At 67.3% G+C, this 14,096-nt stretch carries 11 protein-coding genes; 9 read left to right on the top strand and 2 right to left on the bottom strand.

All coding sequences use genetic code 11. From position 1 onward, the window contains the following. Positions 1 to 5 precede the first annotated feature (5 nt). Entirely contained in the window at positions 6 to 650 is a 645-nt protein-coding gene (locus ACZYSP_RS26130) for a histidine phosphatase family protein (RefSeq protein ID WP_093056163.1), read from the top strand. A 53-nt stretch (positions 651 to 703) separates the two neighbouring features. Beyond that, positions 704 to 1,396 (top strand): Crp/Fnr family transcriptional regulator, encoded by a 693-nt coding sequence (locus ACZYSP_RS26125; protein WP_093056165.1) that lies wholly within the window; start codon positions 704 to 706, stop codon positions 1,394 to 1,396. A 235-nt stretch (positions 1,397 to 1,631) separates the two neighbouring features. On the opposite strand, the gene ACZYSP_RS26120 is transcribed toward ACZYSP_RS26125, so the two are convergent. Beyond that, on the bottom strand, positions 1,632 to 4,796 hold the full coding sequence (locus tag ACZYSP_RS26120) for an efflux RND transporter permease subunit (protein ID WP_093056167.1): 3,165 nt from the start codon (positions 4,794 to 4,796) through the stop codon (positions 1,632 to 1,634). Beyond that, positions 4,793 to 5,977 (bottom strand): efflux RND transporter periplasmic adaptor subunit, encoded by a 1,185-nt coding sequence (locus tag ACZYSP_RS26115; protein ID WP_093056170.1) that lies wholly within the window; start codon positions 5,975 to 5,977, stop codon positions 4,793 to 4,795. The genes ACZYSP_RS26120 and ACZYSP_RS26115 overlap by 4 nt, the downstream gene beginning before the upstream one ends. 440 nt (positions 5,978 to 6,417) lie before the next feature. On the opposite strand from ACZYSP_RS26115, the gene ACZYSP_RS26110 reads away from it, so the two are divergent. The 7 genes from ACZYSP_RS26110 (at position 6,418) to mdoH (ending at position 14,052) form a co-directional block, all read left to right on the top strand. Continuing rightward, positions 6,418 to 6,690 (top strand): hypothetical protein, encoded by a 273-nt coding sequence (locus ACZYSP_RS26110; RefSeq protein WP_256216862.1) that lies wholly within the window; start codon positions 6,418 to 6,420, stop codon positions 6,688 to 6,690. A 61-nt stretch (positions 6,691 to 6,751) separates the two neighbouring features. Then, a complete protein-coding gene (gene miaB, locus ACZYSP_RS26105; RefSeq protein WP_093078646.1) occupies positions 6,752 to 8,101 on the top strand; it encodes a tRNA (N6-isopentenyl adenosine(37)-C2)-methylthiotransferase MiaB in 1,350 nt (449 codons plus the stop codon). Then, positions 8,101 to 9,528, top strand: a complete 1,428-nt coding sequence (locus ACZYSP_RS26100; protein WP_093056176.1) for a sensor histidine kinase — start codon at positions 8,101 to 8,103, stop codon at positions 9,526 to 9,528. Before miaB ends, ACZYSP_RS26100 begins: the two co-directional genes overlap by 1 nt. A gap of 58 nt (positions 9,529 to 9,586) precedes the next feature. Continuing rightward, positions 9,587 to 10,255 carry a hypothetical protein gene (locus ACZYSP_RS26095; protein WP_093078645.1) on the top strand — a complete coding sequence of 223 codons (669 nt, stop codon included), beginning with the start codon at positions 9,587 to 9,589 and terminating at the stop codon, positions 10,253 to 10,255. Beyond that, positions 10,252 to 11,640, top strand: coding sequence for a sigma 54-interacting transcriptional regulator (locus ACZYSP_RS26090; protein ID WP_093056180.1), 1,389 nt, complete (start codon positions 10,252 to 10,254; stop codon positions 11,638 to 11,640). The genes ACZYSP_RS26095 and ACZYSP_RS26090 overlap by 4 nt, the downstream gene beginning before the upstream one ends. A gap of 193 nt (positions 11,641 to 11,833) precedes the next feature. Then, positions 11,834 to 12,037, top strand: a complete 204-nt coding sequence (locus ACZYSP_RS26085; RefSeq protein WP_093056182.1) for a hypothetical protein — start codon at positions 11,834 to 11,836, stop codon at positions 12,035 to 12,037. 5 nt (positions 12,038 to 12,042) lie between these two features. After that, on the top strand, positions 12,043 to 14,052 hold the full coding sequence (gene mdoH, locus ACZYSP_RS26080; RefSeq protein WP_093078643.1) for a glucans biosynthesis glucosyltransferase MdoH: 2,010 nt from the start codon (positions 12,043 to 12,045) through the stop codon (positions 14,050 to 14,052). The last annotated feature ends 44 nt before the right edge of the window (positions 14,053 to 14,096 follow it).

Raw genomic sequence — 14,096 nt, 5'->3', positions numbered from 1 at the left:
CGCGAATGGAAGAAGCCACCCGCCTGATCGCCGTTCGCCACGGCGAAACCGCCTGGAACGTCGACACCCGCATCCAGGGCCAGCTCGACATCGGGCTCAACGAGACCGGACTCTGGCAGGCGCGGCGCGCCGGTGGTGCGCTGGCCGACGAGCCGATTGGTGTCGTCTACGCCAGCGACCTCTCGCGCGCCTGGCAGACCGCAGAAGAAATCGCCAAGCCCCATGGCCTGGCCGTGCAACCCGAGCCGCGCCTGCGCGAGCGTGCCTTCGGGCATTTCGAGGGCCTGAGCTTCGCCGAGATCGAAGCCACGCTGCCGGTGCAGGCCAAGCTCTGGCGCGAGCGCGATCCCGAGTTCGAACCCGACGGCGGCGAGAGCCTGCTGGTGTTCCGCGACCGCGTGACAGGCGTGGCCTCCGAGCTGGCGGCACGACATCCGGGCGAGCTGGTCGTGCTGGTTGCACACGGCGGCGTGATGGACGTGCTGTACCGCGCAGCCACCCGCCAGGAGCTGCAGGCGCCACGCACCTGGCAGCTGGGCAATGCAGCCATCAACCGCATGCTGTGGACGCCGGAAGGTTTCAGCCTTGTGGGCTGGAGCGACACCGCCCATCTGGCGGCGGACACGCCGCTCGATGAGCCCACGACCTAGCGCGACGGCACGATGGGCCGCTTGCCTTTCTCCGACCCGGGCAAGACGCTCCCATGAAAAGAACAAATTCGCCCCCCTCGGCGTACGCCAGTTGGGATGCATCCCAGACGCTGTCTGCGCCGTGGACCGACGCCACGCATCTGGGAAGCTTCGTCACCCTGGAGGCCGGCGACACCATTGCGCGCGAAGGCGAACGGCACGACTACTTCTATCTTTTGCGATCGGGGTTCGTTCACTCCACGATCCAGCGAAGCAACGGCTCGGAGTTCCTGCTCGAGATCTTCGGACCGGGTGCGATTTTTGGCGAAGGCCCCGCGTTTGCCGACAGTCCTCGGCCCACGACGACCCGGGCGGTCGCGCCGGCCATTCTCAGCCGCTATCGCCCGGCGGATGTCGCGCAGCAATTTTCGGAGCTTCCCGAACTCGCGACCTCATTGATCCAGCTGCTCGGCTTCAAGAATCACATGATCGTCGCCAAGCTTGCCGGGGTGGCCTCGGCGGCGCCCAAGGAGCGGGTCATCGATTTGCTGCTGCGTGTGGCACGCCTGCCATCGGCGCAGGCATCGAAACAACTCACCGTCGATCTGACGCATGAGCAGATCGGCGCCATGACGGCATTGAGCCGCGTCACCGTCACCCGCACGTTGAATGCGCTGGCGGGACACGGGCTCATTGAAACGCGGGCCCGGCAGGTCAGCATCCCGAATGCGCCGGCCCTGCGGCGTTTCCGCGATGCGTCACCATAAGAAAAAAGCCCACTTCCTGTATCGCTGGATACCGTCGAGCCCTTCCCCCATCGCCATCATTCACCCCGTCACACACATGGATGGGAAGAGCGGAGGAGGGAACGGGAGGAGCCGTTGAAGAAGAGGCCCGCCTTCAATTGGCGATGGCCCGGGTGTGACGTTTCGCAGGACTGCCAAAGTCCTTTCTGGCCGGGTGGCTCACGCTCATGACCATCCGGCATCTTTTGGATCGCCGTCAGGCGTGCGAGGCGGCGTGACCGCCCGCTGCAGCTTCGGCCTTGGCCTCTCCCGGCAGATCGACCATCGGCCCCGTGCCGCTGTAGCGGTCCAGCGCCAGGTAGATGGCAGGCGTGATGTACAGCGTGATCACCTGCGAGAAGATCAGCCCACCCACCACGGCCACGCCCAGCGGCTGGCGCAGCTCGGCGCCGGCGCCCAGGCCCAGCGCCAGCGGCAGTGCACCCATCAGCGCGGCCAGCGTGGTCATCAGGATCGGGCGGAAACGCAGGCGGCAGGCCTCGCGGATCGCGTCCACCGGCTGCATGCCCTCGGTGCGCTGCGCGTCGAGCGCGAAGTCGATCATCATGATCGCGTTCTTCTTCACGATGCCGATCAGCAGCAGGATGCCGATGGTCGCGATCAGCGTCAGGTCGAAGCCGAAGAGCTTCAGCGAGATCAGCGCCCCCACCGCCGCCGAAGGCAGCCCCGCCAGAATCGTCAGCGGGTGGATGTAGCTCTCGTACAGCACGCCCAGCAGCACGTAAATGACCAGCACCGCCAGCACCAGCAGCACGGCCTGACTCGACTGCGAACTCTGGAACACCGCCGCATCGCCGCCGTAGGTGGTGATGATCGACTGCGGCATCTTCAGCTCGTCCTTGAACTGGTCGATCTTCGCGGTCGCGTTGCCCAGCGGCACGTCGGGCGCGAGGTTGAACGACACCGTCACCGCCTGCAGCTGGCCCTGGTGGTTGACCGAAGTCGGCCCCACCGTGCGCTTGACAGTCGAGAAGGCCGACAGCGGCACCAGCCTGCCCGTGGTGCTGCGCACCGACAGGCGCGAGACGTCTTCCTCGAACTGGCGGTCGTTGTCGGCGGCCGAGAGGATCACCTGGTAGGTGTTGCTCGAACCGTAGATGCTGCCGATCTGGCGGTCGCCGTAGGCGTTGTAGAGCGCGGTGCGCAGGTCGCCAACGGCCACGCCGAGCACGCCGGCCTTGTCGCGGTCGATGTCGAGCGTGGCCTGCAGGCCGCGGTTCTGCGAATCGCTGGTCACGTCGCGGAAAGCCGGGTCGGCGCGCATGCGCTCCATGAGCTTGGTAGACCAGGGCACCATCTCGCCCGCGTTCACGCTCTGCAGCGTGTACTGGAAGCGCGCCTTGCTCTGGCGGCCGCCCAGGCGCAGGTTCTGCACCGGCTGCATGTAGACGGCGATGCCCGGGATCTCGCGGAAGCGCTGGCGCAGCGACTCGAGCACCTTCGCCATCTGCGGGCGCTCGCTGCGCGGCTTGAGCACCGCGAACAGCCGGCCGGAGTTCTGCGTGGCCGTGGGCCCGCCGACGCCGACGAAGGAGCTCACGTAGTCGACGCTCGGGTCGTCCTTGAGCGTGGCGGCCACACGGTCTTGCAGCGCCTTCATGGCGGTGAATGAAATGTCTTCGGCGGCCTCGGTCGTGATCTGGATCTGGCCGATGTCTTCCTCGGGGAAGAAGCCCTTCGGGATGGTCGCGAACAGCCAGCCCGTGATGACGAAGGTCAGCGCCGCCATCATCAGCATCACCTTGCGATGCCCCAGCGTCCAGTCGAGCGTACGCATGTAGCCGCCATGTACCGCGCGGTAGCCGCGCTCGAATGCGCGGCCGATGGCGGTGCCCGGCTCGGGGTGTTCTTCTTCGTGGTCGAGCGCGCCTTCCTTGCGCGGCACCTGCTTGAGCAGGCGGCTCGCGAGCATCGGCACCAGCGTGAGCGACACCACGGCCGACACCAGCACCGCCAGCGCCACCACCACCGCGAACTCGTGGAACAGCAGGCCGATCACGCCCGGCATGAAGAAGATCGGGATGAACACGGCCACCAGCGAGATGGAGATCGACACGATGGTGAAGCCCACCTCGCGCGCGCCGCGCAGCGCCGCCGCGAACGGGTCCATGCCCTTCTCGACATAGCGCATGATGTTTTCGAGCACCACGATGGCGTCGTCCACCACCAGGCCCACCGCCAGCGTGATGCCGAGCAGCGAGATGTTGTCGAGGCTGTAGCCGAAGGCGTAGAGCAGCGCCACCGCGCCGATCAGCGAAATGGGAATGGTCGCGGCCGGAATCAGCGTGGCCACCAGCCGGTGCAAAAACAGGAAGATCACCAGCACCACCAGCGCGATGGTGCCCAGCAGCGTGAGCTGCACGTCGTGCACGGCCTCGCGGATCGACAGCGAGCGGTCGTTCACCATCTGGATTTCCACCGACTGCGGCAGCTCGGCCTTGAAGCGCGGGATGAGCGCGCGCACCGCGTCCACCACCTGCACGGTGTTGGCGTTGGGCTGGCGCTGCACGGCGAGCGAAATCGAGTCCTGCCCGTTGAAGCTGCTGGCGGTCTTGACCGACTCGAAGCTGTCCTCGATGGTCGCCACCTCGTCGAGCCGCACCGGTGCGCCGTTGCGCTGGCCGACGATCAGCTTGGCGAAGTCGGCCGCCTTCATGAGCTGGCGGTTGGCCTGGATGGTGAGCGTCTGGCGCGGGCCGTCGAGCACGCCGACCGGCGTGTTGGCATTCGCCGAGTTCACCGCCTTGGCGAGTTCGTCGAGCGTGATGTTGCGCGCGTTGAGCAGGTCGGCGTTGGCCTTGATGCGCACCGCAAAAGCCTTGCGGCCATACACGCCCACCTGCGCCACGCCGTCGATGGTCGAGAGCGTGGGCGAGATCAGGTTCTCGGCGTAGTCGTTGAGCTCCGACGGGTTCATCGACGGCGAGATCAGCGCGATGAACAGCACCGGCGCATCGGCCGGATTCACCTTGCGGTACGAGGGCAGCTGCGTGAGCTCTTGCGGCAGCTGGCGCTGGGCGCGCAGCAGCGCGGCCTGCACGTCAACGGCGGCGGCGTCGATGTCGCGGCTGCTCACGAACTCGAGCGTGAGCGAGGTCACGCCCTGCGTGTTCACCGAGCTGATGGTCTGCAGGCCCGGGATGGTCGAGAACTGCTTTTCGAGCGGCAGCGCCACCGACGATGCCATGGTGTCCGGGCTCGCGCCCGGCAGTTGCGCGTTGACGTTGATGACCGGCGTGTTGTAGCTGGGCAGCGCGGCCACGGGGATGCTGAAGTACGCAAAGATGCCGATGACCACCACGGCCGCAGACAGCAGCACCGTCATCGCAGGACGACGGATGCAGAGCTCCGAAATGTTCATGCGCGTTCCTGCTTCGGCGGCTTGATGTCGGCGCCGTCGGAAGACGCTGCACTGCCCGGCGTGACGCCGGTAGTGCCGTTGGCGGGCGCTGCAGGCTCGGCGGGCGCACCCGGCGCCTTGACGTCAACGCGAACCTTGCCGCCCGGGCGCACGTTCTGGCTGCCTTCGATCACCACCTGCTCGCCTGGCTCCACGCCGCTGACCGCGACCTTGGTGCCGAAGGTGTGCAGCGTCTTCACCTTGCGGCGCGTGGCGGTCTTGCCCTCGTCAACCACATAGAGCGAAGTGCCCTCGGACAGCATCATCAGCGCCGCGGCCGGCACAACGGTGACGCCATTGAGCGTGCGCACCGTGATGCGCGTGCCGACGAACTGGCCCGGCCACAGGCTCTGGTCGGCGTTGGCGAACACGGCCTTGGCGCGCACAGTGCCGATCTGAGGATCGACGGTGTTGTCGACGAAGTCGAGCGTGCCGCTCAGCGGCGCCTTGCCGCCGGTGACGACGGCTTCGACCTTCGAACGCGAGCGCGCGGCCTCCAGCAGGTCTTGCAGGTTGCCTTCGGGCACCGGGAAGCTCACGGCGATCGGGTCGAGCTGCGTGATGGTGACCAGCGACAGCGTCGGCTGCACCAGCGTGCCCGGATAGATGTTGACGGCGCCGATACGCCCCGCAATGGGCGCGCGCAGCGTGGCATAGCCCAGCGCCACCTGCGCCGACTGCACGGCCGCGCGGTCGGCGGCCACGGCGGCGCGCTGTGCCTCGAGCTGCGAGAGCGTGGCGTCGGCAGCGCTCTTAGCGATGAAGTTCTGCGCCACCAGGTCCTGGCTGCGCTTGTACTGGCGCTCGAGGTCGGCCATGGTGGCCTCGTCTTTTTGCTGCTGTGCGCGGGCGCGCGCGAGATTGGCCTGGTCGTTGCGGTCGTCGAGCGTGAACAGCAGCTGGCCGGACTTGACGAACTGGCCTTCCTTCACGTGCACCGCGCTCACCGTGTTGGTCACCTGCGGGCGCAGGTCGACGCTGTTGAGGGACACCACGCTGCCGTTGACCTGCACGGTCACCGGCACGTCCTGCTTCTGCGCCGTGGCCAGCGTCACGAGCGCAGGAGCACCGCCGCCGGAAGCTGCGCCGCCGTTGGCTGTCGGGGCCTTGGCACTCTTTGTGGCGGACTTGTCGCCGGACATGCTCCACCACCCGCCTGCGACGGCTACGATCAACACGCCCGCAAGGGCGACCGCGACATTTTTCTTCATGGGTTCTTTGTGCACTTTGGGCTGACAGCGACTATTGGAGCAGCGGCTGACTCTCGGTGTTCATGGGGCCTGTAAAGAAATGTAAAGCAGGTCAACCCAAAGCCCCGCATAACTGACTGTGGCCGGTGCGAGAGAACCACACCCCCTCGCTAAAATCGCCGCTCCACAGCCTCTGGATAAACCCCATGAACCGCTGCAAGACAATCACGAATGCTCTCACTTTCATAGCAGTTTGCACAGCAGCCATTGCTGCTGCAGGCCTTTTCCCGCTCACCGCCAGCGCCCAGGACGAAGTGCCCCGGCCGCAGACCCAGAACGAATCGCTCGTTGGAGGTCGCACTTTCCCTATCGGCACTTTGCGCGGCAAATTCATGGTCACCAACGCGCCCGAGGTCGAACTCGACGGCAAGTCCGACCGCCTGGGCGCCGGCGCGCGCATCCGCAGCGGCCAGAACATGCTGGTGATGCCCGGTGCCATCGTCGGCCAGAAGTACCTCGTCAACTACACGCGCGACGCCGCCGGACTGCTGCGCGAGGTGTGGATCCTCACGCCCGACGAAGCCATGGCCAGCCGCGAGTCGCTGGACAAGCCGCTCCTGAACATCTGGCCGTTCACCTCGAACGACACCGTCAACACGCAATAACGCAGCGGCGCGCCGCGCGCACCTGCAGCCCTCCACCCTCGGAGGGCAGAGAGAGTTCCCCATGAAAAAAGTATTCATCAAGACCTTCGGCTGCCAAATGAACGAGTACGACTCGGACAAGATGGCCGACGTGCTCAACGCAGCCCAGGGCTACGAGCCCACGCAGAACGTGGACGAGGCCGACCTCATCCTGTTCAACACCTGCTCGGTGCGCGAGAAGGCGCAGGAGAAGGTGTTCTCCGACCTCGGCCGCGTGAAGCACCTGAAGGCCAAGGGCGTGAAGATCGGCGTGGGGGGCTGCGTGGCGAGCCAGGAGGGCGAGGCCATCATCGCGCGCGCTCCCTACGTCGACATCGTGTTCGGACCGCAGACGCTGCACCGCCTGCCCGAGATGCTGAACGACCGCGAGCGCCTGAACCGCCCGCAGGTGGACATCAGCTTCCCCGAGATCGAGAAGTTCGACCACCTTCCGCCCGCGCGCGTCGAGGGCGCGACGGCCTTCGTGTCGATCATGGAAGGCTGCTCCAAGTACTGCAGCTACTGCGTGGTGCCCTACACCCGCGGCGAGGAAGTGAACCGCCCCCTCGACGACGTGCTGGTCGAGATCGCCGGCCTGGCCGACCAGGGCGTGCGCGAGATCACGCTGCTGGGCCAGAACGTGAATGCCTACCGCGGCAAGATGGGCGACACCGCCGAAATTGCCGACTTCGCGCTGCTGATCGAATACGTCGCAGAAATTCCCGGCATCGAGCGCATCCGCTACACCACGAGCCACCCGAACGAGTTCACGCCGCGGCTGATCGAGGCCTACGCGAAGGTGCCCCAGCTCGTGAGCCACCTGCACCTGCCGGTGCAGCACGGCAGCGACCGCATCCTGATGGCAATGAAGCGCGGCTACACCGCCATGGAATACAAGAGCACGGTGCGCAAGCTGCGCGCCATCCGCCCCGAGCTCGCATTGAGCAGCGACTTCATCGTCGGCTTCCCCGGCGAGACCGACGACGACTTCAACAAGATGATGAAGCTGATCGACGACTGCCAGTTCGACGCCAGCTTCAGCTTCATCTTCAGCCCGCGCCCCGGCACGCCCGCCGCCGCGCTGCATGACGACACGCCGCACGAGGTGAAGCTCGCGCGCCTGCACACGCTGCAGGCCGTGATCGACACCAACGTGAAGCGCTTCGGCCAGGCGCTGGTCGGCACCACGCAGCGCGTGCTGGTGGAAGGCGCCTCGCGCAAGGACGCGAACGAGCTCATGGGCCGCACCGCCTGCAACCGCGTCGTCAACTTCGAGGGCGACGCAAGGCTCGTTGGCCAGATGACCGATCTGCGCATCACCCGCTCGCTGGCCTACACGCTGCGCGGCGAGGTGGTCACGAGCGAATCGTCGATGCCGGCGCTCGCCCACTGATGGCGAAGCGACCTTCCATACGGGGCTCGTTCCAGCAGCTCCTGCTGTTCGCCTTTTTGCTGATCACCGCGCTGCTGGTTGGCGTGGCGCTGCGCTCGGTGCTGCAGTACGACGTACTGATGACGCAAAGCCGCGACGCGGCCGCGCGTGCGCTGCGCCTGTCGGGCGCGTCCCAGTCGCTGGCCGAACGCAGCGCGGCCATGGAGCGCGCGGGGCGCCAGTCGCTGGTGCTCAACGACGCGGTGCTGCGCCGCCGTTTCGACGACGCGGCGCGCGAGGCGCACCAGGTGCTGGAGCGGCTGGAAAAGAACGGCCTCGCACCCGCCGGCATCGAGATGTGGCGCACCCAGCTCGGCGTGATCGAGGGCCTGATGAGCGGCAACGCCGACAGCGCCCTCGCCCGCGAAAGCACGATGGCCATGCAGTTCCGCGAGCTCGACGCGCTCAACACCAACCTCGCGCAGCAGGCGCAGTTCTTGATCGAAACGCAGAACGACGCGCTGGCCAAGCGCATCGAGAACGCGCGCCGCCGGCTGATGCGCGAAGTGGTGGCCGCCAGCGTGCTGGCCGTGTCGCTGGCGCTGGCCTTCGGCATCTGGCTGGCGCGGCCGTTCAAGCGGCTGGAGCACGCCATCGTCGGCCTCGGCCAGAACCGGCTCGACGAGCCCATCGACATCCGCGGCCCGGCCGACGTGCGGCGCGTGTCGCAGCAGCTCGAATGGCTGCGGCTGCGCCTGACCGAGCTCGACGCCGACAAGGCGCGCTTCCTGCGCCACGTATCGCACGAGCTGAAGACGCCGCTGGCCGCGCTGCGCGAGGGCGTCTCGCTGCTCGAAGACGGCGTGACCGGGCCGCTGAACCCGGCGCAGCTCGAAGTCGCGCAGATCCTGCAGCAGAACACCGTGGCGCTGCAGGGCCAGATCGAGGCGCTGCTGCGCTTCAACGCCGCCGCCTTCGAGGCGCGCGAATTGCGCCGCGAACGCACCGAGCTGCTGCCGCTGATCGAGGAACAGATCGAGGCGCAGCGCCTGCAGTGGCAGTCGCACGGACTGCGCGTGCGCGCCGAGGGCGAGCCCATCGCAATGACGGTCGACCGCACCAAGCTCGGCACCGCAATCGCCAATCTGTTGAGCAACGCCATTCGCTTTTCGGTAACGGGCGGTGTCATCACCCTGGCGGTGTCGGGGACGCCCGAGGCGGTGCACATCGACGTGAACGACGCCGGGCCCGGCATTGCCGAGGGCGACCGCGACCGGATCTTCGAACCCTTCTTTCGCGGCGAACGCCAGCCCGAGCACACTGTGAAAGGTACGGGCATCGGACTTTCCATCGTGCAGGAGTACATTGCAGCCCACGGGGGCCGCATCACTCTGCAGCCCGGCGGTCCCGGTGCTCGCTTTCGCATCGAACTGCCGCGCACGGCCTGACCACCCCGGCTTCCCCTCTCCAACACTGCCTGACCGCCTCGCGTCCTTTCTTCGACCCATGTCTTTTTCGTTCGTCCGCCGTTCCTCCTTCGCCGGGGCGATGACCGTGCCTTTCGTCCTGCTGCTGGCCGCCTGCGCCACGCAGCCCAAGCCGCCCGCGGAGGCCGATGCGCTGCCGCCGCCCCCGGTCGTGCCGCGCGTGATGCCGGTCGAGGCCGAGCCCAAGGCCCCGGCCACGCAGCCGGCCTCGTCGCTCTTCACATTGATGACGCAGGGGCCGCAGGCGGCCATGCTGTCGTATGCCGACAGGGTGCGCCCGCTGAACGGCGCCGACCTGAACACGGAAATCACGCGCATCGGCGACCCCGGCGATGCGCCCACGGCGCAGATGCAACTGGCGCTGCTGCTCTCGCAAACCCGCGTGCCAGCCGACCTGGCGCGCGCGCTGGGCCTGCTGCAACGCGTGATCGCCAACCCCGCGCCCGAGGCGCAGGCCCTGCATCCGCTGGCACGCGCCCTGGCCGCGCGCTATGTAGAGCAGCGCCGCGTGGAAGACGACCGTGACAGGCAGGTGCAGCAGCTGCGCGACAGCCAGCGCCGCATCGACCAGCTGAACGACCGCATCGAAGCCCTGCGCGCCATCGAGCGCAGCTTTGCGCGGCCCAACACCACCCCGGCCGCAGCCACACCTGCGGCGCCGCCTACCGGAAGCAAGCCGAACCAATGAGCACCTCTGGCGCCCGTCTTCTCGTGGTCGACGACGACCCGGACATGCTGCGGCTGCTCTCGATGCGGCTGAGCTCGGCGGGCTACCAGGTCACGGCCGTCACCTCTGCAGAGACGGCGCTCACGCAGCTCGAGATCGAACATCCGCAGCTCGTGCTGAGCGACGTGCGCCTGCCCGGGCGCGACGGCCTCCAGCTGTTCGACGAGATCCGCAAGCGCCACCCTTCGCTGCCGGTGATTCTGCTCACCGCGCACGGCACCATTCCCGACGCGGTCGAGGCTACGGCGCGGGGCGTGTTCACCTACCTCACCAAGCCCTACGACGGCCGCGAGCTGCTCGACAAGATCGCGCAGGCACTGGCGCTCGGCGCCCCCGCCACCACGCCGAGCAAGGCCGGCGACGACAGCTGGCGCGCCGAGATCGTGAGCCGCAGCAACCGCATGGCCGAGCTGCTGGCCGAGGCGCGCATGGTCGCCAAGTCAGATGCTTCCGTGCTGCTGCGCGGCGACTCCGGCGCCGGCAAGGAGCTGCTGGCGCGCGCCATCCACAAGGCCAGCGCGCGCGCCGACAAGCCCTTCGTGGCCGTCAATTGCGGCGCCATTCCGGAAGCGCTGCTCGAGTCGGAACTGTTCGGCCACATGAAGGGCGCCTTCACCGACGCCCACGCGAATCACAAGGGCCTGTTCCAGCAGGCCGACGGCGGCACGCTGCTGCTCGACGAAATCGGGGACATGCCGCCTGCCCTGCAGGTCAAACTGCTGCGCGTGCTGCAGGAGCGCGCGGTGCGGCCACTGGGCGCGAGCCAGTCGATCGAGGTCGACGTGCGCATCGTCTCGGCCACCCACCGCGACCTCGACGCCGCGATGGAAGCCGGCCAGTTCCGCGAAGACCTGTATTACCGCCTGAACGTGGTGACGCTCACGCTGCCGCCGCTGTCGGCACGGCGCGAAGACATTCCGCTTTTGGCCAATCACTTCCTGCAGCGCCTGTCGACCAAGTACGGCAAGCGGCTGTCGGGCTTTGCGCCCGAGGCGCTGAAGGCGCTGACAACGGCAGCCTGGCCGGGCAATGTGCGCCAGCTGTTCAACGTGGTCGAGCAGGTCTGTGCGCTGTCGAGCTCGCCGCTGATTCCGCTGGCGCTGGTGCAGCGGGCGCTGCGTGTGCCGACGGTCGAGGTCCAGACCTACGCCGAAGCCAAGCAGCGTTTCGAGCGCGATTACCTCGTCGGCCTGCTGAAACTGACGGACGGCAACGTGGCCGACGCGGCCCGCCTGGCCGACCGCAACCGCACGGAGTTCTACCGGCTTTTGCAGAAGCACGAACTCACGCCGGGCCACTTCAAGGCCGACGCTGTCGCTCCGGGTGGGGACCCTGTCGCCGAGTAGCGACGCACCTAAGTCGTTGATTTATATGGCCTATCCCCACCAGCCCAGAAGGCTTGTCGGGATTCGGCGACAAAAACAGGGGTTTTGAGGCCTTCCAGCAGCCTCTTCCCGCGAAAAACACCGTCAGATCGCTCCAAGTCGTTGATCTGAAAGCGTTTTTCCAGCCTGGCACAGGGTTTGCCCCTGTACAGGCATGACAGCACTCACCAGCCCATCTTTCGCACTGCGTCAGCAGCGCGACGGCCTGCGTCAAAAGCAGTTTTCCCCCTCGCGGCCCCGTGCCGCGGGTCATTCGCTGGCCGCGCTCGCAAGCGCTGGCGGCGCTGAGCCGGATTGCGTGATCAAGCGCTTTCCTGCCATTGGCGACACCCCTTCCCTCGACAAGCAACGTTGGTAAATCACATGAAGCCGAACGACTTCTCCCAACTGAATGTGCTGGCCGATACCGATTTTTCGCACCGCAGCCCGGTTCGCGAAGAACGCCATCCCAACTCGGTCACCGCTCCCCCCGTCAACCGCGGTTCCATGGCACCCCGCCCCTGGCGCGGTTTCTGGAACAGCCTCGGCACCGCCGCGCTGGTCAAGCTCGGCGCGGGCCGTGACGCCGAAGCCGGCGTCCACGACGCCCGGCAGGCGAAGCAACCCTGGCAGCGCGCCGCCGCACAGCGCCGCTTCGCTTTCATGATGCTCACGCTGCTGAGCACCGTGATCGCGTCGTCGCTGTTCGCCAGCGTGCAACCCGACTACGACAACCTCTGGCTCGAATACGGCCAGATCGGTCTCTACGGCCTGCTTTCGGGCTGGGTCGTGACCGGCTTCGTGACCGCGCTCATGGGCTTCTACGTTTCCGTGCGCGGTGACAAGCACGCCCTCTCGGCGAAACAGGTGGTCAACCACCCGATGAATCCCGAGGCACGCACCGCGATCATCATGCCGATCTGCAACGAGGACGTGGCCACGGTGTTCGCCGGCCTGCGCGCCACCTGCGAATCGGTCGCGGCCACCGGCCACGCCAAGCAATTCGACGTGTTCGTGCTGTCCGACAGCTACAACCCCGAGACCGCCGCCGCCGAGCGCGCCGCCTGGGAAGACCTGCGCGCCGCCCTGGCCGAGAGCCCGAACCAGCCGCAGGTCGAGGTGTACTACCGCCTGCGCACCCGCCGCACGCACCGCAAGGCCGGCAACGTGGCCGACTTCTGCCGCCGCTGGGGCAAGGACTACCGCTACATGGTCGTGCTCGACGCCGACTCGGTGATGAGCGGCGACTGCCTGACCTCGATGGTCAAGCTGATGGAAGCCAACCCCACCGCCGGCATCATCCAGACCGCGACGCAGGCCATCGGCCACGTCACGCTGCACGCCCGCGCACAGCAATTCGCTTCCCGCGTGACGGGCCGCCTGTTCACGCTGGGCATGCAGTTCTGGCAACTGGGCGAATCGCATTACTGGGGCCACAACGCCATCATCCGCGTCGAACCCTTCATGAAGCATTGCGCGCTGGCCCCGATCAAGGGCACCGGCGGCATGTCGGGCGGCATCATGTCGCACGACTTCGTCGAAGCTGCGCTGATGCGCCGTGCCGGCTACAACGTATGGCTGGTGTCCGACCTGGTCGGCAGCTACGAACAACAACCGCCGGACCTGCTGGCCGAACTGCAGCGTGACCGCCGCTGGTGCCAGGGCAACCTGCAGAACGCCCGCCTGATGGCCGAGCCCGGCATCCACCCGGTGCACCGCGCGATGTTCGTGACCGGCACCATGGCCTATGTCTCGGCTCCGCTGTGGCTCGCGTTCCTGACGCTGGGCACCGCCCTGTGGCTGAGCGGCTCGAGCCTCGTGTCGAGCTGGAGCGTGCTGCCCGCCGAACTGGCCGGCCTGTGGGTCTGGACCCTGTGCCTGCTGTTCCTGCCGCGCGTGCTGGGCATCGCTGCCGTGCTGATGCGCGGTGAGCAACGCCAGTACGGCGGTGCGTGGGGCCTGGTGAAGAGCTCGGTGATGGAAAGCGGCCTTGCCATCGTGCAAGCCCCGGTCCGCATGCTGGCCCACTCGCTGTTCGTGCTGGTCGCCCTCACCGGCATCAAGCTCGACTGGAAGTCGCCCCCGCGTGAAGCCGCTGCCGTGCCGTGGAAGGTCGCTGCCTCGCAGCTGGCCCCCATGACGCTGGTGATCGCCATGCTGGCCGTCGGCGTCGCGATGATCGACCCGAGCGCTCTGATCTGGCTCATGCCCGTTGGCCTGCCGCTGCTGCTGGCGATCCCGCTGACCGTGCTGACCAGCCAGATCGCGCTGGGCACCACGCTGCGTGACCGCGGCTACCTGCTGATTCCCGAGGAATCGCGCTCGCCGGCCGTGCTGCGCCGCGCATGGATGCATGCAGTGCGCCTGGCGCGCCCCGCACTGGCAACCGCCTGATGCGCTGAAGACACAGCACCTCGAAAAGCCGGCCTCAGGGTCGG

This window comes from Variovorax sp. F042 (assembly GCF_057814215.1).
Note: the sequence above shows the minus strand (reverse complement) of the source record. Positions and strands in the feature narration are given on the sequence as shown.